The sequence below is a fragment of the Streptomyces sp. NPDC002446 genome (assembly GCF_053595675.1).
In genome coordinates, this window is record NZ_JBSFYC010000011.1 from 1 (window position 1) to 20,121 (window position 20,121).

Below are 20,121 nucleotides of genomic sequence, written 5' to 3' on the forward strand. Positions count from 1 at the left end.
GAGCGGTCGACCTTGGACGGGTCCTTGCCGGAGAAGGCGCCGCCGCCGTGGCGGGCCATACCGCCGTAGGTGTCGATGATGATCTTGCGGCCGGTGAGGCCGGCGTCGCCCATCGGACCGCCGATCTCGAACCGCCCCGTGGGGTTGACCAGCAGCCGGTAGCCCTCGGTCTCCAGCTTGATGCCGTCCTTGGCGAGTTCGTCGAGGACGTACTGCACGACATGCTCCTGGATGTCGGGCGTGAGCAGCGATGCCAGGTCGATGTCGCTCGCGTGCTGCGAGGAGACCACGACCGTGTCGAGGCGGGCCGGGCGGCTGCCCTGGTACTCGATGGTGACCTGGGTCTTGCCGTCCGGGCGCAGGTAGGGGACGGTGCCGTCCCTGCGGACCTCGGCCAGGCGGCGCGAGAGGCGGTGGGCCAGCTCGATCGGCAGCGGCATCAGGTTCGGGGTCTCGTTGCTGGCGTAGCCGAACATCAGGCCCTGGTCGCCCGCGCCCTGCTTGTCCAGCTCGTCGGCGTCGCCACCTGCGGCGGCGCCCTCGACCCGGGACTCGTACGCGGTGTCGACGCCCTGCGCGATGTCCGGGGACTGCGCGCCGATGGAGATCGAGACGCCGCAGGAGGCGCCGTCGAAGCCCTTCTTCGAGGAGTCGTAGCCGATTTCGAGGATCTTGTCGCGCACCAGTGCCGGGATGTCCGCGTAGGCCCTGGTCGTGACCTCGCCCGCGACATGCACCTGGCCGGTGGTGATGAGTGTCTCGACGGCGACGCGGGACGCCGGGTCCTCGCGCAGCAGCGCGTCGAGGATGGCATCGCTGATCTGGTCGGCGATCTTGTCGGGGTGCCCCTCGGTCACGGACTCCGAGGTGAACAGGCGACGGGACATGGCTCTCCAGGTTCCTAGTAGGAGGTACAGCAGGTACAGCGGGTACGACGGGCAGGGAACGGTTCGGGGGTGGCGGTGTGTCAGGGGGTGCCGGCCGCGGCGGCGAGGGCGGGGGGCGTCGGTGAGGGGGGCCGCGAGCGGCGCGTTCGGCGGCGTCGATTGCGCTGCCGCCGGCCGGAGCTTCCGCCGCCGCGGTCACATCCGTCGCTGCCGCCGCACCGCACTGTCCGGACACTCCGGCTGACGGCGGTCAGGGTGGCGGTCATGCGGGAACTCCTGCCTCAGCCTCCTGGGGCACGGCGGTGCCCGGGTTCTCTCACGGAGCGTGCCGCCGTTGCGGCCAAGCTCGGCTCATCGGCCACTTTCGCCGGGGCCGCTCGCAATCCACTCGTGCCTCGCCGGAATACCCGTCGGGCCCGGGACGTGGACCGGTGGAGTACGGGCCGGTGGAGTACGGGCCGGTGCGTCCGGCTCCGCCGGTCACGCGCGGCTTCACGCCGCCACCTCCGCGTTGGCATGGTCGCCGACCAACAGCTGGTGTTGGGCGGCAGTGGAGCGGCCGATCCGGGCCCAGCGGCCGATGATCGAGTGATGGAGGGCGGGGACGCCGTCGACGGCGGCGCCCTCCAGGAGGATCGAGTCGGCGACGGCGGTGTGCCGCAGGACGCAGTCGCGGCCGACGGAGACGTACGGCCCGACGGTGCAGCCGGTCACGGTGCTCCCGGCGGCGATCACCAGCGGCCCCACCAGGTGGCTGCCGTACACCCGGGCTCCGGGCTCGATCACGACCGGGCCGCTCACGGTGCTGGCGGCGTCGACCTCCCCCTCCACGACGGGCCCGGTCAGCCGCCCGAGCAGTTCCCGGTTGCAGTCGAGCAGGTCCTCCGCCTTGCCGGTGTCCTTCCAGTAGCCGTCGTAGCGCTCGGCGCGCACCAGCGCGCCGTCGTCGGCGAGGCGCTGGATGGCGTCGGTGATCTCCAGTTCGCCGCGGGCGCTGGGGCGCAGCCCGGCGACCGCCCGATGGATCCGGGAGGTGAAGAAGTAGACGCCGAGCACGGCGAGGTCACTGGCGGGTTCGGCCGGCTTCTCGACCAGGCGGTGCAACCGGCCGTCGGCGCCGACCTCGGCCACCCCGTAGGCACGCGGATCGGCCACCGGCTGCACGAGCAGCACGGCGTCGGCGCGGTCGGCGCGGTCGGCGGCGAAGGCGTCGGCGGCCTTCGCTATGCCGTCCGCAAAGATGTTGTCGGCCAGGTACATGACGAAGTCGTCGTCGCCGAGGAAGTCGCCCGCGAGCTGAACGCAATGCGCGAGCCCCAGCGGGCGGTCCTGGTGCAGATAGGTGAGGCGGAGACCGAACGCGGAACCGTCACCGACCACCTGGGCGATCTCCGCGGCGTGTGTGCCGACGACGATGGCCGCCTCGGTGATGCCCGCGTCGCGGATGTTCTCCAGACAGTGCACGAGAACGGGTTTGTTGGCTACGGGCAGCAGTTGTTTGGCGGTCGAGTGGGTGAACGGGCGTAGCCGGGACCCCGTCCCCCCTGACAGTATGAGCGCCTTCATATTCCGCGAGTGTGCAGGCAGTTCCTCAAGGAGAGCTTGACGCAGCCCGGAGTACGGGGTTTGTCCGCGGTGCCGGGCCCGACGGGCTCGGCGGGCTCGACGGGCCGACCGGCCGTCGTCGACCGAGCCTCAAGCGGGGCCCCGGACCATGCCCGCATGGCCTCATCGTCGACCGCACCGCCTGCTGCCGTGGCACGGGACGCCGCCTTCGACCGGTGGCTGGACGAGCAGCGCCGCCGGCATCACCACGCCGTGCGACGCGCACCGCTCGACACGCTGCCGGGCTGGCGCTTCTGCCGGGACACCGGAGACCTGGTGCACTCCTCGGGCCGGTTCTTCTCCGTCTCCGGGCTGCGCGTCACCACCGACTTCGGCGTCGAGGGGCAGCACCCGCGCAGCTGGACCCAGCCCGTCATCGTGCAGCGCGAGGTCGGGCTGCTCGGCATTCTGCTCAAGGAGTACCGCGGCGAGGTGCACTGCCTGCTGCAGGCCAAGATGGAGCCGGGCAACCTCAACGGGTTGCAGCTGTCGCCGACCGTACAGGCCACCCGCAGCAACTACACGGGGGTCCACCGGGGCCGCCGCGTGCCGTACACGGAGTACTTCACCGGGGACCGGCGCGGCGGCCGGGTGCTCGCCGACTCGCTCCAGTCCGAGCAGGGCTGGTGGTTCCTGCACAAGCGGAACCGCAACGTGGTCGTCATGACGGACGAGGACGTGCCCGCGCTCGACGGCTTCCGCTGGCTGTCGCTGCGTCAGGTCGGCGCGCTGCTCCGCCGCGACCACCTGGTGAACATGGACAGCCGCACGGTCCTGTCGACGCTGCCGCGGCAGCTGCTCGCGGGCAGCGGCGGGCCGCCGGCCCCCGTGGGTGAGGACGATGCCCTGCACTCCTTCGCCGAGGTGCTCTCGCTCCTGGCCGACGCCCGCTTCAGGTACGAACTGGCGCAGGACCAGCTTCCGTTGCAAAAGGTCCTGGAGGACACCACGAGCCCGTGGCAGCGGACCGAGGACGGCATCGGGCGGCACGACGGCCGGCATTTCACGGTGCTCGGCGTGACCGTGGAGGCAGCGGCGCGCGAGGTGGCGCGCTGGTCCCAGCCGCTGCTCGCCCCGGAGGCGGGACTCGCCGGACTGCTCGTGCGGCGCATCGACGGGGTGCCGCACGTGCTGCTGCGGGCCCGGGTGGAGGCGGGCACCCTGAACGTGGCCGAGTTCGGCCCCACGGTGCAGTGCTCACTGCGCCATCTGGACGGCCGGGGCCCGCACCGCCCCGAGTTCTTGGACACTCTGCTCACACCGCGCGCCGGGCGGGTGCTGTTCGACACCGAGCAGTCCGAGGAGGGCGGGCGCTTCCACCACGCGCTGACCCGCAATCTCATCGTCGAACTGGACGAGGCGGACACGCGCGATCTGCCACCGGACTTCTGCTGGGTATCGGTACCGCAGGCACAAGCATTGCTGCAGCACGGCAACTACCTCAATGTGCAGGCCCGGTGCCTGATGACGGCCCTGACACTGGCGACATGACAGGACCCGCCGGCGCCCACGGGCCACACCCGGACGCGGCACGGGCCCGACAGGTCCCCTCCCCAGCGGCCCTCCGGACCACAAAAGACTGCGGCACCCCGGCAACGGGGTGCATCAGCCCTTTCCGGAACAGGTTCTCGATCAGCCGGCCTTACGCCGGAAATTCCGCTTCTGACCAGCCCGACCGGTCAGATTCTTGGCCTTGAGACGCCCCTCTTCATGCGCCTGCTTGGCCCGCGAGGCCTGGGACTTGCGCTCCAGTGCCTCCTTGAACTTCGCGCGTACCTCGTCCTCACCCCGGTTGCTCTTCGGAGTTTCAGTCATACGGTCCTCCTTGCTGTAAGGAACAGCCCTGGCAGCATTGCACCACCACTTTCACGACCGGATCTGGATCTTCACTCAAGCGTCGGTCGAGGGACTCTATCCGTGCGGTCTGGGCGGTTCTAGACCGGACCCCCATGCCCAAGCTTCACGACGGCCACGCGATGGACACCAGCAACCTCACCGACCTTCGCAGACTGGCTGACGAGCGCACCGTCCCAAAACTCGCCCTCTATCTCGGCAACCGGGACGTCCCCGACCCGTGGGGGAAGCCTGCGGAGGCATTTGCCGAGGTCGTCGCCCTGATCGAGGACGGCGCCACCCGGCACCTCCCATAACACCGCCCGTGTACCGGTTAGCCGGACGCCGCGGAAAGGATCACGTCCACCAGCCTGTCCGCGGCGTCCGGCCTCCCGTGCGCCCGCGCCCGCTCCGCCATCACATTCCTGCGGGCAGGGTCGGTCAGCAGTGGCTCGACAGCATCGCGCAAGGAGTCGGCGGTAACGTCCCCGAGGAGGGCGACCGCGGCGCCGGCGTCTTCCAGATGCCTGGCGTTGTGGGCCTGTTCGTTGCCGGCCGAGGAGGCGAGCGGGATGAACACCGCAGGCTTGCCCAAGGCGGTGAGCTCCGCCAAGGTGCCGGCGCCGCTTCGGCAGACCACGACATCGGCAAGAGCCAGGACGTCGGGCAGCTCCGGGCCGACGAACCCGGTCAGGTAATACCGCCCAGCCAGATCAGCAGGCAGGGCCGCGGCGTACTGCCGCAGCCCCTCAACGTTGGCTGGCCCGCACTGGTGAACGACGTTCGCGCGCTCCAGCAGCCACGGCAGAAGGCCCCTGACCACGTCGTTGATCTGCTGAGCGCCCTGCGCGCCGCCAGTGACATAGAGGGTCGGCAAACGCCGGTCGAAAGCGTGCAACCCCAGTGCCGCGACCGCCTTCTCCGCTTGCCCGGACAGCACCTCGGGCCGCACCGGGTTCCCCGTAACGACCGCAGCACCGCGCACCGCTTCCGGCAAGAGCGGCAGCGTCGACTCCGACGACACCGCAATCCGCGTCGCCGAGCTCGCCAACTTCCGGTTGGCCAGCCCCAGCCGCACGGTCTGCTCATGCAGCACCAGCGGCCGACGGCACATGCGGGCCGCCAGTCCAGCCGGAACGGCGACATAACCGCCCGTAGCAAGGACCACGTCCGGCCGGAAGTCGCCAACCACCTTCCGAGCCTGAGCTACGCCAAGTGGCACCCGCGCCATGTCCCGCACGTTCGCAGGTGACACGAGCTTCAGCGGGTTGCTGGAACGGCGGATCTTCCCCGTGGCGACCGTGGTGAACGCGATGCCTTCTGCGGGGGCAACGCGAGCCTCCAGCCCGTCCGCCGTCCCGATCCACAGGACGTCCAGCGCACCGCCGACAGCCGTCAACTTGGCCTGCAGAGCGCGCACGGCGGTCAGCGCGGGATACGTGTGCCCGCCGGTTCCGCCACCTGTAACGATCAGGCGAAGGGACCGCGGGACTGTGTCACTGTTCACCGCGGAGACGCTACCGGCTTCGCCACCGACGGTCAGCGACTTCGATTCAGGCCATGGGCAAGAACTCCAGACCAGTCACAGAACCGAGTTCGACCAGCGCTTGTTGGTGATGAGGGTGTCCCGGTCCGTGGGGCGGGTGTGCTCGCGCAGCAGGTGCTGGAGTGTTTTGAGGGCGGGAGTGGGCTGCCGGGCGGCCGACCAGGCCAGTAGCCCGATGCAGGGGGAAAGATCGGTGACGGTGATGTAGCGCACGCCGGGCCGGGGCATGACGTCCCGACAGCTCTCGGGGACGAAGCGGATGCCGTGCCCCATGCTGACGTGGGTGACGCAGGATTCCAGTGTGGTGGGGGTGTGGTCGGTGTACCTCACGCGGGTTCCGCAGGGGCGCGGGTCCACGGCCCAGAAGTCGCGCCATTCGGGGCCCGTGAGAGGCGAGTAGCCGATGACGGGCAGATCCGTCAGCTCTGCGAGCGTGAGCGCCTCGCGGTCCGCCAGCGGGTGGGTGTCGGGCAGGCAGACGTAGCGGGCCTCGGTTGACAGCTGGAGCGTGTCAATGCCTTCGCGCACGGGTCCGTAACAGATGACCGCGTCGATTCTCCCGTCCAGGAGAGCGTCCGCGTAGTCGACGTGGTCCACCTCCTGCCACTCGATGTCGGGGACCGGCTGCCGTTCACGCAGCTGGTCCATGAGAATCCGCAGGCTGGGGAGGGCGGCGATGTACGAACCGAGGACGATCCGGCCCGAGAGCGAGTGCGCCTCGGCCTCCGCGGCCTCGCGCAGGCTCCCGAAGGCGTCCACCACGGCCCGCGCCCGCGGCACCAGCTCCTTGCCGGCGGGTGTGAGCTCGACGCGCCGCGTAGACCGCTGCAGCAGGGTGACTCCCAGGCTCTCCTCAAGGGTGCGGATCTGTCGGCTGAGCGCGGGCTGACTGATGAACATCCGCTGTGCCGCACGGCCGAAGTGCAGCTCCTCGGCCAGCACGAGCAGCAGGCGCAACTGGCGCGCGCTGGGATCCGTGGTCATGAATGCTCCCCCTTGCCGGGACGGTGGGTCGCCGCCTCCGACTTATGCAGCTGAGGTTATCAATGGCTCATTCGGCCGCATCAAAAAGCCCTGTTCATGTGGATTCACAGCAGAGAGGATGGAACGGTTGCGGCCGGATGGGACCGCCGTAAGACAAGGAGGCGGCCTCATGAGCACAGGCGCACACATGGGCACCTTCACCGGAGTCAAGGCGCGGGGGCGGTTCCTGGACGCGTACGCCCGGGCGATGGAGCACTGGCCGAGTCCGCGCGGGGAACGGGACGTCGAGACCCTCTTCGGAACCACCCGCGTCCACCACTACGGCAAGGCCAACGGCCACTACGGCAAGGCCACCGGCATTCCGCTCGTCCTGCTGCACGGCCAGAACGCGACACCGGCCGTTTGGGCCTCCAACGTCGCCGCGTTCGCCGAGGACCGCCCCGTGCTGGCCGTCGACCGCGTGGGGGAGCCCGGCTTCAGCTCGCAGACGGCCCCGATCCGTACGGCGGAGGCCACAGCGGCCTGGTTGGACCAGGTCCTCGCCGGACTCGGTGTGGACCGCGCGCACCTGGCCGGGCACTCATACGGCGGCTGGGTGGCGCTCAACCAGGCCGTACGCGCCCCCGGCCGGGTCGCCTCGGTCACCCTGGCCGACCCGGTGGGCGCTCTGGCGCCACTCCGGCCGGGCTTTGTGCTGGGGGCCATCGCCGCCCTGGTGAGCGGCTCGGAAAGCTTCCAACGCCGCTGGCTCGGCAGGCTCATCGGCGATCCGGGCGAGAGCCCCGAGACGGCCGAGGCGCAGACGCGCGTGGTCCTGGAGGCGTTGCGCGGCTTCCGCGGGCGGCTGACCTCGCCGCAGAGGATCAGCGCCGAGGAGCTGCGCTCGGTCACCGCTCCCGTCCTGCTGCTGATGGGCGGTGAGAGCCGTGCCGTCGACGCCCGCCGCGCGGAGTCCAGGGCGCGCCGGCTCCTGTCCGACGTACGCACCGAGATCGTCCCGGGCGCCGGGCACGCGATTCCGGTGCCGGTGCTGAACAGCCGGGTGCCCGCGTTCGTGAGCAGTGTGGAGACCCGCTCCGGCAGCACGCCTCGGCGCAGGTGGTCGTAGTCGTAGTCGTAGCCCTTGTCAGCGTGCGGCTTGGCAGGCCGCCCGGCCACACGGGCAAGCGGCCCCGTCCCCAGATCTTCATCGGCCCTCTAGGCGGGCGCTCCCACCGGTTGCGGCAGGGACAGCTGCCGAGGTGCCTGTCGGCTCCAGGGGAAGCCGTGGTGCAGGTCCAGTGCGACCTCCTGGTCGGGGCCCGTCATGACGGCGACGGCGACGAGCACGCCGGGTTCGGGCTCCAGTTCCACGAAGCGCCACCGCCCCGGGGGTTCGTCATCGGGCGGCCGGAAGGCGAGCACGCCCCGGTCGTTGGCGAGCGTGAACGCGAAGGAGTCGAAGGAGAGCCCGAGGCCGAGGCCGCGCGCCTTGGCGTAGGCCTCCTTCAGCGTCCACAGCCGTAGGATCCTGCGGTCGCGGGCCCGGCCCAGGGCGACCTCGGCCACCCAGGCGATCTCCTCGCACGCGAAGCTCTCCACGATGACGTCGAAGCCCCGGTCGCCGCGGTCGAGCCGTTCCACGTCGACACCGATGCGATGGCGGCGCACCACGCCGAGCAGGTTGTACCCCTCGGTGTGCGACAGGTTGAAGTCCAGCTCCCGGCCGCCGCGCGGCAGCCCCTCCACGGGCTTGCGCAGGAACGGCCTGCCCCGCGAGGACCGCCAGAGCACGGCCTCCGCCTCGGGGATGCCGCTCTCCAGGGCCAGGACCCGGCGGACGAGCGCGTGCGCGACCAGGTACTGGCGCCGGTCACGGTCGAACAGGAAGCGCCCGGCGGTCTCCTGTTCGTGCTCGTCCAGCCAGTGCGTCGCGAGAACCGCGGCGATCCCCGGGGCGAGCGCGTCGTTGGGGCAGAACCACAGCTGGACGGGTGCCGCGGTGTGCGAGACCCGCTCGGGCCGGTCCACTGCTGCGGGAGACGTCATGCTGCCGGCTCTCTCCCGCGGCCGGGGACGCCGCCCTTGAATCGGATGAGTATGTCCTGCTGGTCCATGTCCGCCGCCGTCTCAGTCCCACCGGGACAGCAGGGAGAGGACCTGGTCCACGGTGACCCGGCCGTCGCGCACCCCGTCGAGCAGTTCCTCCAGCGACATCGGCCCGGCGGCCGGGTCGGGGCGCTCGGGCAGCTGCGCGGTGATGTGGGAGGCCAGCGCCGTGAGGTTCGGGTAGTCGTACAGCACGGCGGAGCGCTCGCGCAGCCCGTAGACGACGTTGATGACGGAGACGAACTCCGCGCCCGGTTCGCCCTCCACGCCGAGGGCGGAGAAGGGCATGGCCGTGTCGATGTCCCAGGGGTCGCGGCCCAGGATGCGGGCGATCTCCTCGCGCAGGACGTCGATGACGGGCGGTGTGGGCACGGTCGCGGCCGCGGGCGGCATCGGCGCCGTGGCCGCGGGGGACGGCGTGGGCGTCGCGCAGGCCGGTGCCACCCCCATTTCGCGTGCCACGTACCGGGCGAAGTCCAGCGGTGTGGGGTGGTCGACGAGCGTGGCGGGCTTGATCGCGGTGCCGTAGTACGCGTTGACGGTGGCCACGTACTCCACGGAGAGCAGCGAGTCGATCCCGCAGGTGCGGAACGTCTGCTCGGGGTCGATCTTCTCGGGCTTGAGACGCAGTATGCCGGCGAGCATGCGCACGATCTCGGCGAGCACGTCGGCATCGTGGGCGGCGGGCGCCGCGGTGAGGGCGATCTGTCGTTCACGGGGCATGGCGGGGCTCCAATGTCCTGAGTGCGGTGAGGGCGGTGCCCTCGTTGGCTGCGCTGTGCGGATGCGGCCCGCACGCGGAACACGCGCGGGTCACGCGACCGCGGCCAGGTCGCCGAGCGAGTCAGGCGCCCGGCCGCGGTACCGCCGTTCGCCTCTCTCGATGCTCAAGGCCCGGGGGCCCGGGGTGCGGCCGTCAGCCCACCCGGGTCAGCCGCTCGCGATCGGCGGCGGCCGGCTGCGCGGTGCTGGGCTCCGGGTGGGCCATCAGGATCGACTGCTGGAGTCGGCGCACACTGGCGGAGGGCTCAAGTCCCATTTCCCGTACGAGAGTTGACCGCAGCCGCTGGTAGACGTCGAGTGCCTCGCTACGGCGCCCCGAGCGGTGCAGCGCGAGCATGAACTGGGCGTGCAGGTTCTCGTGCGTGCGGTAGCGGCTGACCAGGACGGTCAGTTCGCCGAGCAGTTCCCGGTGCCGGCCGAGTCGCAGATCGGCCTCGATGCGCTGGTCGAGCGCGCACAGCCGGGTCTCCTCGAGACGCCTGGTCTGCATCTCCAGCTGCGGCCCCGCCTGCACGTCGGCGAGTGCGGAGTCGGTCCACAGGGCGAGGGCGTCGCCCAGCTCGCGGGCCGCGCGCGGGAAGTCGCCCGCGTCCATGGCCCGGTAGCCGAGCCCGGCGAGCCGTTCGAACTCGCGGACGTCACTGGCGCCGCCGAAGGTGTGGAGCACATAGCCGCCCGGAGCGGTGGCGAGCACGTCCTTGGGCGTACGCGGCGGGTGGCCCTCCGGGTCCTTCTCCAGGGCCTTCGCGATCATCTCCCGCAGCTGCAGTACGTAGGTCTGCAGGGTGGTGCGCGCGCTGCGCGGCGGGCGGTCGCTCCAGAGCTCGTCTATGAGCGAGGCGGTGGACACGACCTGGTCGGCGTGCAGCGCCAGTAGGGCCAGCACCTGTCGTGGCTTCGGCGCCCGCGGCGTCACCGAGACGTCGTTCTCCCCGACGGCCAAAGCACCCAGTACTTCGATGTCCACGCCGTTTCCCCCTCTTGGTGCATGCGTCATCAGTCGCCCAAGGCGGCATCCAGAGCCACGTCTCGGTGACTTGAGTTAAAAACAGGGCAGACGGTTTGTCAATTCCAAACCGACTCCACCGTTTTTTTATCGACCGCCGTTCCTTCCGCGACCCCGCATGGATATGAGGCAGTTAGGCAGATAAAAGCGGACATAACTCGCGACCACCGCGGGGAAGTTGACGCGCTCGCACCCCAAAACAGCGAGAGAACCATCCCCTGAGGTCTCTTTTGGCGCCGTCAACGCGGCAGACGTTCATGCGCGAGACGACCCGCACTCAAGTTGTCCTCGAGTCGGCCGTGCCGCCGAACGGTCCGTCAGATGTCGCCGGACCGTCAGATCTCGCCGGTCCGTCAGATGTCGCCGGGCCGCCGGGCCGCCTGCGCCAGCAGACGCGCCAGGTCGCCCACCGCGCGGTCGGTACCGGTGTCGGCGGTCAGTACGACCGTCGTGGGGCGGGACCCGTCCGCCGCGAGGAGGCGGGCCGTCTCGCAGGCGGCGGCTCCCCCGCCCGAGAAGGCGACGAGCAGCAGGCGCTGCCCCGCATCGGCCAACGAGCGCAGCACCCCGTGCCAGGCCTGGGGCCCCTTCGGCGTCGGCTGCAGCAGGATCACCGTCTCCGGCCCGGCGTACTGCCGGGACAGCCGGGCGTACCAGGACAGGGGAACGCCGGGTGACGGCACCAGACAGATGACGCCGCCCGTCCCCTGACGCAGGGTCGTGGAAGGAGGCCGGGCGGCGGCCGTGACCGACAACTCGTCGAGGAGTTCGGCGATGGGCGTCGTCTCGTCGGCCTCGTAGGGCAGTTCACGCAGCAGGTCGGCGCAGTCGGCCAGCAGTCCGGCACCGTCCGCGAGATGGGCGCGGTCGTGGATCACGGACAGCACCAGGCCGCCGGCCTCGTCGCGGTGGGCGACCAGCGTGACCGGGAAGGCGTTCGCGGCACCCGTCGTCTCGGGGAAGTCCATACGGATGCCGTGCGCGGCGAACGAGGGTTCGAGCCGCTGCAGCGGGTCCAGACCGCTCTCGAAGACGAGCAGGCTCTCGGCGGTGCGCCCGGCCCCGGCAGGCCCCTTCGGCTCCGTGCCGGTCCAGGCGTGGATCTGACCGACCGAGACCCACTCGTACGACGACAGGTCGATGGCCTGGTCGCGCAGGGCGGCCAGCAGGTCGGGCACGGTGGCGGTGGGGTCGACCTCGACCGAGACGGGCAGCGGATTGCGCAGGGCACCGGGCAGGCGCTCCACGCCCTCCAGCGGGATGCCCCGCCCGGGGACCGCGACGCTGAACCGCACCGGCATCGAGCCGTCCGCTCCGGCGGCCCGGTACAGCAGCAGCGCCCAGGCGACCTGCAGTGCGCTCTCCGTCGCGCCCCACCGGGCGACCCACGCGTCGAGGCGGGCGGCCTCGGAAGAGGTCAGCCGCACGCGCGCCCGCCCCGTACCCGTCCCCCGGCCGACGGGCGAGGCGGTGTCGTAAGCCGGCACCGACGTCGCGGTCGTGGGCCGGGGCGCGGACCGCAGCCAGAAGTCCCGGGCGGGGGCGAGGTCCTGGGCCTTGATCCAGTGCGCGTAGTCGCGTACGTCGGGACGCCGGTCGCCGCCCGGCAGTGTGCCGTCCGCCAGATAGGCGCGGCAGAACTCCGCCACGAGCAGGCGCACGCTCCGGCTGTCGAGCAGCGCCAGGTGGTACGTGAGCAGCACCCGTGTGCGCTGCGGGGTGGTGCCGCCGTCCCGCGGGCCCTCGAGCAGCGTGATCCGCAGCGGCCCCGGAGAGCGCGGATCGAGCCCGCGCCGCCGGTCGCTCGCGAGGGCGTCGGGCCGGTCCGCACCCGTGTACGGCATCCGCACCACCTGCGGTACGACCCGGTCGTGGAGGGTGATCGCAGGGTCGGGGCCATGGTCGAAGGCGGCCCGCAGGACGGCTTCCCGGTCGAAGACGGACTGCCAGGCCGCCGTGAACCGATCGAAGTCCAGCGCCCCGTGCCAGACCCAGCTGAGCTGCTCGATCTGCCGTCCGGTCCCGGGGTGCGCGTCGGCGTCGGCCAGGATTTCGCGCTGCAGCGGGCTGGCGGGGACGGTGCTGGTCGTGGCCGGCGACGCGCCGGTGCTCCCGGCCAGCTCGTCCAGAACGTCCTTCAGTACGGCCAGGAGCCGGTCGGCGGACTCCTCGGTGACGCCGTCGCAGGCGGCGGGCAGCCAGTCGAGCCCGATGCGCAGCCGGCCGCCGCGGATGCGCGCATGGGCGTCCAGTGCGTACGAGGCGGCGGTCCCTGGCGGCCGTTCGACCGCGCGGACGTGCGCGTCCGGGGTGAAGCGCACCAGGACCGGCACGGGTTCGCGCAGCGCGAGCCGGAGCGCCGGATCGGGGGCGTGTTCACGGCACGCGCCGAACGCACCGCGCCCCACGTCGCCGAGGCTCGCGGCAACCCGGTCGATGAACTGACACGCGCTCTCGTCGCACCCGCCCCCGCCCTCCAGCAGCACGGGCTCGGTCTCGACGAGCGGTCCGACCGTCCGGGCGAGCGCCGGGCCGCCCTGGCGTCCGTCGACGCACACGTCGAAGGAGGCGCGCTCGGTGCCGCGCCACCGGATCAGGGCCAGCCCCATGGCCCCGGTGAGCAGTTGGGCCGGGGTGAGGCCGAAGCGCCGGGGCACGGCACCAGTCAACCGCCGGGTGGCCGCAGGGCCCAAGGCGAAGCCGGGGTGGCGGTGCGGGGCGAGGTCCGGCAGCGGGCCGCGGGCGCGCAGTGCGCGGGTGGCGGCGCGGCCTTCGGCGACGGTGCGCCAGCGGTCGGTCTCCCGGGGGTCGGTGGCCATCGCGGGCAGCGCCGCGGCCCAGTCCGGGTACTGCACGTCCTCGGCCGCGAGCTCCTCCTCGGGCCGGTCCAGCGCGGCCCGCAGGTCGGCCATGAGGATGTCCAACGAGGCCTGGTCGACGACGAGTTCATGGGCCACCAGCACGAGCCTGCGCCGCTTGCGCAGCAGCAGGGCGCACAGCGTGGTGCCGGTGGCGGGGTCCAGGCGGCGGGCCGCGGCGGCGACGGCCTCCTGCTCGCGGGCGCGCGGGACGCCGGAGAGGTCCGTGCACTCGGCCGCGTACACGAGCGGCACCGCGTGCATGCCGCCGCCCGCCGTGGTGTCGATCCGGGCACCGAGCAGCGGGTGGGCCCTGGCCAGGGCCTGCAGGGCGCCGTCCACTGCGGCCGGGTCGAGCGGCTCGGCCGCGTTCAGCACCCGGAAGTGGGGGTGGTCCGGGGCGTCCTCGGCTCGCCGGACCAGGTCGCGCTGGGCCGGTGCGAGCGGGACCGCCGGCCGGTCGTGGGCGGTGAGCAGGTCCGCGACAAGACCGGCCGGGAAGGCGTCGTCGCCGGGGGACGCGGGGGATGCGGGGGCCGTCCGCGGCTCGACGTGCAGCACGTGGTGTTCGGGGCCGAGCCGGTGCAGTGTGTGGGGCCAAGGCCGGCCGCCGGGGGTGCGCGTGGCGGCGTGGTCGAGCGCCGCCGCCACGCGGCCGGCGGCCAGCGGGCCCCGGATCTCCAGAACGGACGCGAGGTGGCGGGGCGGCCGCCCGGTGTCGACGACCACGGTCATCGACGCATCGGTGCGGCGTTCGGCGGCGGCACGGCCGTCGGTCATCGGCATCCCGGGGCGAAGCCCCTTCCCCTACCCAGCGAAACTCTCACACAGCGAAACACCTTCGCCCTGCTCGGCACAGTAGCGGTGCACGAGACGAGTCGCCCGTATTCTCCAGCCCCCCTGGAGCGCTCCCCCAACGGCTCTCAGCCGGATGACCGGATGACCCGTCGAGGGCGGATGCCGCCGGGCCGACGCGGGCCCGGGGCCGTACGCAGATCTCTGAGCAGATCATCAACGCCGTAGAAGGTTCAGCGCGAGATCCGACCACGCGCGCCCACCACGCGCGCCCCGGAACCCTCCCGCAACCGCTCTGCGGAGGCGCGCTTGCCGTCACGGCGGTGACGGGAGGGTTCCGGGGCGCCGCGGAAGACGGTGCCTCAGGCGGACATCGGCAAACCGATGCTTCCGTCGGCTCTTCCGTCGGTTTCCACGTCCCGGCGTGCCTGTTCCTGGTGGGCCTGTTCCTGGTGGGCCTGCCAGATCCGGGTGCCGCGGTCCGGCGAGGTGTCCAGCTTGGCCAGCACACCCGGCACGGCGATGCTGGGGAGAATGTGGTCGTAGACCCTGGCAACCCGGTGCTGGAGGCACTCACCGTCCTTGAGATCGGAGGTGACGATCTCCATACCGGTCCATGCCGCGACGATGACCATCGCGGTTTCCTCCGGAACGGTGTGCGGCAGCAGCTCGCCCCGCTCCTTGGCCTGAGCGAGCAGCTCTCCCATGAAGGCGACCCAGGGCGTCCAGGAGGTGCCGAACAGCGCGCGGGCCTTCTGGTCGGCCGACAGGCGGATGGCGGCACTCAGCATCGGCTCTCGGGGGAGTCGATGAGCGAGCACCATCCCCACATCCACGCACTCCTGCAGTTTGGAGTCCTGCGGCACGACGCCCTCGGTGGTGACGGCCTCGTTCAGCACACCGCGGGCCACGGCTTCCTTGGAGTCGAAGTGGAAGTAGAGGGCTCCCTTCGTTACGCCCGCCCGCGCGATGATCTCCGTGATGGTCGCGGACTCGTATCCGAGCTGGTCGAACACAAGGCCCGCCGCATCCAAGATCTGCCGACGCGTCTGTATCGCTCGTGCCTGTTTCGCCATGACCACACTCTCCCTGCTACCGCATGCGCTTTGCCTCCCCGCTCGAGCGAGCGCTCCGTAGCGCGGTGCGGCACCGCATTGAAAATCAAACCGGGTAGTACGTATCTTATCACCAGCCATCCGAAGCTCTGTTGCTTTGAGGTACCTAGGGGGGACACCTATGTCCAGGCCGTCGCTGAGGCTCGACCGTACACACAGCTCTGTCGCACCGCACGGGAGCCTGCCGCTCCCTGCGCCGCGACGCGCCATCGAACAGAGTCCGCGAGTACCCAAGGAATTCGTCCATCTCCGGTACGGCGACTCCGTGTTGCTGACCGGCTGGCACTGCACCGGCGCCATGGAGTTCCAGGTCACGGCCAGGTGGCCAGCGCCGGACAGCGGGGTGCCGGGCCGCGGGTTCCGCAGCGGGTCCATGAAGGCCGCCCAGACGGTGCGGCAGGCGGGACTGCTGCTCGCACACGCGGAGTTCGGGGCTCCGCTGTCGCATGCGGTGCTGCTGCGCACCTTCGACTTCGCCTTCGACCTGGAACGTCTGGAGGCTGAAAAAAAACCGGCGACCCTGATTCTTAAAGTTCTTTGCGAAATCACCAAGTCGCGGGGCAGCTCCATCAGCGGTCTGCGCATGACGATGAGCATCCACCATGAGGGGCAGCAGGTCGGCACGGCGGCCACCAGCTTCGAGTGGATTCCCCCGGGGGTCTACCGCCGCCTCCGGGGCGTGCACGCCGAGGCGGTGCGTGACCAGCCGCCGCTACCGGCTCCCGTCCCGCCGGCCCAGGTGGACTGCGCCACCGATGTCGAGGTGGCGCTGACTCCCACGGACAAGGCCGGCCGGTGGCTCCTGCGCAGTGACTTCCGCAACACCGCGCTGTACGACCACCCGGTCGATCACGTTCCCGGACTCGTCCTGATCGAGGCCGCCCAGCAAGCCGCCCGCCTGGTGACGTCACGGGGGACCTTCCGGCCGTCGGCCGTCACCACGGTCTTCGACCGCTACGTCGAGTTCGACAGCCCGTGCTGGATCGAAGCGCGGCCTGCCGCCGCCGAGGACGAGGCCACCGCCGCAGTGCGCGTGACCGGCCACCAGGACGGCGAAACGGTGTTCACCACCGTCCTCACGGGCCCCGCCTGCTGATGACCGGCGATCGCCGCGGGATCTCAGCGGTGTGCGCGCTGCCTACCGCCACACCCTCGCAGTCGGCGGCACCCGCCGGCCCCTTCCCCGTCTGCCGCGCGGCCGTGTCACACGCGGGGTGAGCCCCCGCACACGCGTACGGCCCTGGCACCAGTGCCAGGGCCGTATGCGGAACGAAAGGACACGTAGGCGGTAACGCGTAAGGCCTGAGACCGCTGCCCCGCAAGGGGCGCCGGTAACAAACCCGGCCGTTTTCCCGGTGTTACCGCACCGGGATCGCGACTCGCTCGTTAGACCGATTAACCGTCAAACCGAGTGCCCACTCGGCCGACGCAGGCCCGCACCGGGGAACCAACCCGGCCGCGAGCGAACATCCACGGTTCTTCCGAACCCCGAAGCCTGCCAGAGCTCCGACTGCCTCCCGTAAAGGAGAACTTGCGCATTATGACTCACCGACCCGCGTCTTGTCAGCCCCTGGACGGCCCTGAGACAGATCGGCCTGCACAGCCGGTTCCCGCTGAACGCTCCCCGTACCACCCGGGCACGGTCATGGTGCCGTCCACGCACCAGTGGGTGACCACCACGACGGGGCGGCTCGCCGGGGACTCCTCTTCATGGCTGCAGGCCGTGCACTGGGCATACGAGGCGGGACTGCATCCGCGTTTTCACGCAACCACCTTGCGACTGGCGCGAGTTCTGGCTGAACTGAATCCGTGCCGACCCGGTATCGCCTACCTGATGCGGCGTCTGAAAGTCAGTGAGCGAACAGTTCAGTACCACCTGGCCGCCCTGAGGGACACGGGCCTCTTGGCCTATATCTGCAAAGGCGGACGAAGGGCTGGACTTCCCGCACTGGCTTCGGAGTTCGCCCGCGTCATTCCCGTGGAGTTCGACACGGCTGTGGGCATCAGGACTCTCGGAGAAGGCATTCAGCGGCGCGTGGTCGGCATCGCCGAGAGCGGCCGGAAGCTGATCGCCGCATTGGCCACCAAGGCTGCGGCAGGGCAGAGGAGGAGGCGCCGCACGAAGCGAACCGGACGGTCGCGTTGCACCCCAAAGGAGGTACGTACCTCATGTCGCTCTTCTGCGGACCGTAATACTCCTCCCTCTGAGAGGGAGCGCGAAGCGACTTCGCCGCCGCAGCGGCGCGGCCGGGGGAACTTCGTTGCTCGCCGCTACCGTCTGGCTGCCGAGCTCGTACGACGCGTACCGTGGCTGCATCGGGCAGCCGTTCCGCGGATTGCCTGGGTCGCGCGGCATGTCTCCGACGCGGGCTGGTCCGCGAGCGAGGTCATCGCCTGGCTGAACCTGGCGGCCCCCGCACGGCGCATCCATCGCCCGTCGGCGTTCCTCGCCTACCGCCTGCGGGGAGCCGAGAAGATCTGGTCAGCCGCGGCACGCAGGGAGGCCGCGGAACAGGACCGGGACTCACGCCACAGCGCTGCCCTGCAGCGGCGCGAGTACGCCTACGAGGAGTCCGGCCCCCCGCCGGCGGTATCCGCGGCCATCCGAGAGGGACTGCGCCAGGGCCTGTCCCGGCTCGCCTCCCGTCGGACAGCCTCCGGGCGGACAGCCTCCGGCCAGGGTGCTCCGGAAGAGATCCGCCCTCAGCCCGAAGGCGTCGAACTGCCCGACACACTGGGTCGAGAACTGCCCGACACGCTGGGGAGAGAACTGCTGGTCAGCGCCCGCAGCCAGCCTGACTGGGACGAGGCGGCAGCTGCGTTCGACCGCCTCCTCGGGAGCAACACGGTCAATCGGGCCTACGCACAGGCCATGTTCGGTGCGGAGGGCTCATGAGGTGGCCCGTACGGCCTGGCGGGCCCGCTCGCGATGTGCGACGGGCCCATGACAACCGGCCCGGGAGTCCCCGGCACCGGACGTCAGACCAGGGTGTATCCCCCGTCCACGGGTACCACCGCGCCGGTGACGAAGGAGGACCGGTCACTGCACAACCAGGCGACGGCCTGGGCTATCTCCTCGGGTTCGGCGGTACGGGCCTGGGGAGTCGCTTGGTGCAGCTGCTCCTCCAGCCCGGGAGTCCGGTCGAACCAGCCGGCAATGATCTCGGTACGGGTCGTGCCGGGCGCCACGGAGTTGACGCGGATGCCATGCTCCGCGTACTCGGCCGCAGCTGCCTTGGTCAGCCCGATCACGGCGTGCTTGGAGGCGATGTACGGCGCTCCGGCAGGGATCGCCTGCAGTCCGCCGACACTGCTGTTGTTGACGATCGATCCGCCCACGCCATTGCGGAGCATCGCGGAAATCTCGTGTTGCATGCAATGCCACACACCACGGACATTGATTCCCATGACTTCGTCGTACGTATCCTGTTTCATCAGGTGCAGGGACTCGTGGTCACAACCGACGCCCGCGTTGTTGAACGCCAGATCCAGGCGCCCGTATCTCTCTATGGTGAATTCAATGGCACGTCTCACATCCTCTTCCTGAGACACATCCGTAGTGATGTACGCCGCCTCGCCTCCTGCCTGACGAATCTCCGATACGAGAGCGGAGAGGCGGTCCTCCCGGCGGGCCGCAAGCACCACCGTCGCACCTTCTTCTGCAAAAGTCTTCGCGGTCGCCGCGCCAATACCACTGCTAGCCCCAGTGATGAGGGAAACCTTGCCGGACAGAAGACCGTTCTGATGAGTCATGCCGGGATTCTGCCATCTCACGAGGTCAGCCGATATACCCATTAAACGGAACCAAATATTCAGCCGCTGTCACCCACCCATTGCACTCCTCGAACCCGGCAGCCGGGGCCACTTGGTCCACACCAGGAGAGCGCAGCTTCGGCCGCCGCGAGACAGGAAAGCACCGGCGATGAACGACTCCGCCCCCTCCCGCCACAACCGCCACACCTCCCCAACTTCCTTACAAGACACGACGGTTGATCTTGCCCACGGCAGATGATCCCCGGCCCCGGGGTGCCATGACCCACAGCACGCGGCCGGCGTCAGGCCATGGAGAACTTGCCAACGTACTCATCGAAGGGCTCAATGCCGACTTCGACCCGGAGTTCGTCCATGCGCTCGGGCTCTTCACAGGGCCACGGAACCGGTGCTCCGTCCTTCACGCCAGCGATCTGTGTGCCGTAGATCTGTTTGCGCCCCTCATTGACCCGCGTGCGGTCAAGCAGAAAGGCCAGCTCCCGCGGGCTGGCCGCGCCTGCCGACACCGCCTCCTGCATCAACCGCAGAGCGCGTCGCTGAACGTCAAGCTGCCGATCGGCGTGCTGAGCGATCAGCCACGCCGCACGGGCGGCCTCCTCGCCGACCAGTTCCGCCGTAGGCCAGCCGTACTCATCCATGACCTCGCCGAGTCGGTCACCATGCCGCGCAGTAAGCCGTCGCCACGCCAACTGCTCGGCGGGATCATCACTGTTGGCGTGGACTGAGGACTGGTGATCGGCCGCGGCCATGGAGGTGAGTTCCTCCGCCAGCGCGGCCACGTCGTGCGCCACTCTCGACTCCCCATCAGGTCAGTACGTCGTGCTCGGTCCCCGTAACCCTATGAGTGCAT

At 70.5% G+C, this 20,121-nt stretch carries 17 protein-coding genes; 5 read left to right on the forward strand and 12 right to left on the reverse strand.

Annotation, left to right across the window (positions count from 1 at the left end):
* Positions 1-887: methionine adenosyltransferase (metK, locus tag ACWD6P_RS08910; RefSeq protein WP_451443353.1), on the reverse strand; the 887-nt coding region annotated here is incomplete at its 3' end.
* 492 nt (positions 888-1,379) lie between these two features.
* The gene (locus tag ACWD6P_RS08915) at positions 1,380-2,453 is read right to left on the reverse strand and encodes a glucose-1-phosphate thymidylyltransferase (protein ID WP_451443354.1); all 1,074 of its coding nucleotides are present in this window, start codon (positions 2,451-2,453) and stop codon (positions 1,380-1,382) included.
* A gap of 156 nt (positions 2,454-2,609) precedes the next feature.
* Between ACWD6P_RS08915 and ACWD6P_RS08920 the strand changes: the two genes are divergently transcribed.
* A complete protein-coding gene (locus tag ACWD6P_RS08920) occupies positions 2,610-3,983 on the forward strand; it encodes an NDP-hexose 2,3-dehydratase family protein (protein WP_451443355.1) in 1,374 nt (457 codons plus the stop codon).
* A gap of 141 nt (positions 3,984-4,124) precedes the next feature.
* Here ACWD6P_RS08920 and ACWD6P_RS08925 read toward each other — a convergent pair whose 3' ends face one another.
* Positions 4,125-4,307, reverse strand: a complete 183-nt coding sequence (locus ACWD6P_RS08925; RefSeq protein WP_451443356.1) for a DUF5302 domain-containing protein — start codon at positions 4,305-4,307, stop codon at positions 4,125-4,127.
* 134 nt (positions 4,308-4,441) lie between these two features.
* Between ACWD6P_RS08925 and ACWD6P_RS08930 the strand changes: the two genes are divergently transcribed.
* The gene (locus ACWD6P_RS08930; protein ID WP_451443357.1) at positions 4,442-4,642 is read left to right on the forward strand and encodes an arsenate reductase/protein-tyrosine-phosphatase family protein; all 201 of its coding nucleotides are present in this window, start codon (positions 4,442-4,444) and stop codon (positions 4,640-4,642) included.
* A gap of 17 nt (positions 4,643-4,659) precedes the next feature.
* Here the strand turns inward: ACWD6P_RS08930 and ACWD6P_RS08935 are convergent, their stop codons facing one another.
* Positions 4,660-5,832 (reverse strand): UDP-N-acetylglucosamine--N-acetylmuramyl-(pentapeptide) pyrophosphoryl-undecaprenol N-acetylglucosamine transferase, encoded by a 1,173-nt coding sequence (locus tag ACWD6P_RS08935; RefSeq protein WP_451443358.1) that lies wholly within the window; start codon positions 5,830-5,832, stop codon positions 4,660-4,662.
* A 75-nt stretch (positions 5,833-5,907) separates the two neighbouring features.
* Positions 5,908-6,855 carry a LysR family transcriptional regulator gene (locus ACWD6P_RS08940; protein WP_451443359.1) on the reverse strand — a complete coding sequence of 316 codons (948 nt, stop codon included), beginning with the start codon at positions 6,853-6,855 and terminating at the stop codon, positions 5,908-5,910.
* 169 nt (positions 6,856-7,024) lie between these two features.
* On the opposite strand from ACWD6P_RS08940, the gene ACWD6P_RS08945 reads away from it, so the two are divergent.
* Entirely contained in the window at positions 7,025-7,963 is a 939-nt protein-coding gene (locus ACWD6P_RS08945) for an alpha/beta fold hydrolase (RefSeq protein WP_451443360.1), read from the forward strand.
* An 89-nt stretch (positions 7,964-8,052) separates the two neighbouring features.
* Here ACWD6P_RS08945 and ACWD6P_RS08950 read toward each other — a convergent pair whose 3' ends face one another.
* From ACWD6P_RS08950 to ACWD6P_RS08970, 5 genes are all read right to left on the reverse strand, one after another.
* The gene (locus ACWD6P_RS08950) at positions 8,053-8,883 is read right to left on the reverse strand and encodes a 4'-phosphopantetheinyl transferase family protein (protein WP_451443361.1); all 831 of its coding nucleotides are present in this window, start codon (positions 8,881-8,883) and stop codon (positions 8,053-8,055) included.
* 81 nt (positions 8,884-8,964) lie between these two features.
* Positions 8,965-9,666 (reverse strand): acyl carrier protein, encoded by a 702-nt coding sequence (locus tag ACWD6P_RS08955; protein WP_451443362.1) that lies wholly within the window; start codon positions 9,664-9,666, stop codon positions 8,965-8,967.
* A gap of 193 nt (positions 9,667-9,859) precedes the next feature.
* A complete protein-coding gene (locus tag ACWD6P_RS08960; protein ID WP_451443363.1) occupies positions 9,860-10,693 on the reverse strand; it encodes an AfsR/SARP family transcriptional regulator in 834 nt (277 codons plus the stop codon).
* A 392-nt stretch (positions 10,694-11,085) separates the two neighbouring features.
* The gene (locus tag ACWD6P_RS08965) at positions 11,086-14,376 is read right to left on the reverse strand and encodes a condensation domain-containing protein (RefSeq protein WP_451443364.1); all 3,291 of its coding nucleotides are present in this window, start codon (positions 14,374-14,376) and stop codon (positions 11,086-11,088) included.
* A gap of 371 nt (positions 14,377-14,747) precedes the next feature.
* Positions 14,748-15,461 carry a ScbR family autoregulator-binding transcription factor gene (locus tag ACWD6P_RS08970; RefSeq protein ID WP_451443365.1) on the reverse strand — a complete coding sequence of 238 codons (714 nt, stop codon included), beginning with the start codon at positions 15,459-15,461 and terminating at the stop codon, positions 14,748-14,750.
* 160 nt (positions 15,462-15,621) lie between these two features.
* On the opposite strand from ACWD6P_RS08970, the gene ACWD6P_RS08975 reads away from it, so the two are divergent.
* Together ACWD6P_RS08975 and ACWD6P_RS08980 are read left to right on the forward strand one after the other, a co-directional pair.
* The gene (locus ACWD6P_RS08975) at positions 15,622-16,596 is read left to right on the forward strand and encodes a ScbA/BarX family gamma-butyrolactone biosynthesis protein (RefSeq protein ID WP_451443366.1); all 975 of its coding nucleotides are present in this window, start codon (positions 15,622-15,624) and stop codon (positions 16,594-16,596) included.
* A gap of 573 nt (positions 16,597-17,169) precedes the next feature.
* Complete coding sequence (locus ACWD6P_RS08980) at positions 17,170-18,396, forward strand: transcriptional regulator (RefSeq protein WP_451443367.1); 1,227 nt, start codon at positions 17,170-17,172, stop codon at positions 18,394-18,396.
* Between the two features lie 83 nt (positions 18,397-18,479).
* On the opposite strand, the gene ACWD6P_RS08985 is transcribed toward ACWD6P_RS08980, so the two are convergent.
* Both ACWD6P_RS08985 and ACWD6P_RS08990 read right to left on the reverse strand, forming a co-directional pair.
* Positions 18,480-19,253 carry an SDR family NAD(P)-dependent oxidoreductase gene (locus ACWD6P_RS08985; protein WP_451443368.1) on the reverse strand — a complete coding sequence of 258 codons (774 nt, stop codon included), beginning with the start codon at positions 19,251-19,253 and terminating at the stop codon, positions 18,480-18,482.
* 302 nt (positions 19,254-19,555) lie between these two features.
* Complete coding sequence (locus tag ACWD6P_RS08990) at positions 19,556-20,062, reverse strand: DUF6624 domain-containing protein (protein WP_451443369.1); 507 nt, start codon at positions 20,060-20,062, stop codon at positions 19,556-19,558.
* Between the last annotated feature and the right edge of the window lie 59 nt (positions 20,063-20,121).

Coding starts and splice junctions, on each gene's coding strand:
- ACWD6P_RS08950 (WP_451443361.1), bottom strand. CDS start 8,883: ATGACGTCTCCCGCAGCAGTGGACCGGCCCGAGCGGGTCTCGCACACC.
- ACWD6P_RS08955 (WP_451443362.1), bottom strand. CDS start 9,666: ATGCCCCGTGAACGACAGATCGCCCTCACCGCGGCGCCCGCCGCCCAC.
- ACWD6P_RS08945 (WP_451443360.1), top strand. CDS start 7,025: ATGAGCACAGGCGCACACATGGGCACCTTCACCGGAGTCAAGGCGCGG.
- ACWD6P_RS08915 (WP_451443354.1), bottom strand. CDS start 2,453: ATGAAGGCGCTCATACTGTCAGGGGGGACGGGGTCCCGGCTACGCCCG.
- ACWD6P_RS08930 (WP_451443357.1), top strand. CDS start 4,442: ATGCCCAAGCTTCACGACGGCCACGCGATGGACACCAGCAACCTCACC.
- ACWD6P_RS08970 (WP_451443365.1), bottom strand. CDS start 15,461: ATGGCGAAACAGGCACGAGCGATACAGACGCGTCGGCAGATCTTGGAT.
- ACWD6P_RS08975 (WP_451443366.1), top strand. CDS start 15,622: ATGTCCAGGCCGTCGCTGAGGCTCGACCGTACACACAGCTCTGTCGCA.
- ACWD6P_RS08965 (WP_451443364.1), bottom strand. CDS start 14,376: ATGCCGATGACCGACGGCCGTGCCGCCGCCGAACGCCGCACCGATGCG.
- ACWD6P_RS08985 (WP_451443368.1), bottom strand. CDS start 19,253: ATGACTCATCAGAACGGTCTTCTGTCCGGCAAGGTTTCCCTCATCACT.
- ACWD6P_RS08920 (WP_451443355.1), top strand. CDS start 2,610: ATGGCCTCATCGTCGACCGCACCGCCTGCTGCCGTGGCACGGGACGCC.
- ACWD6P_RS08925 (WP_451443356.1), bottom strand. CDS start 4,307: ATGACTGAAACTCCGAAGAGCAACCGGGGTGAGGACGAGGTACGCGCG.
- ACWD6P_RS08940 (WP_451443359.1), bottom strand. CDS start 6,855: ATGACCACGGATCCCAGCGCGCGCCAGTTGCGCCTGCTGCTCGTGCTG.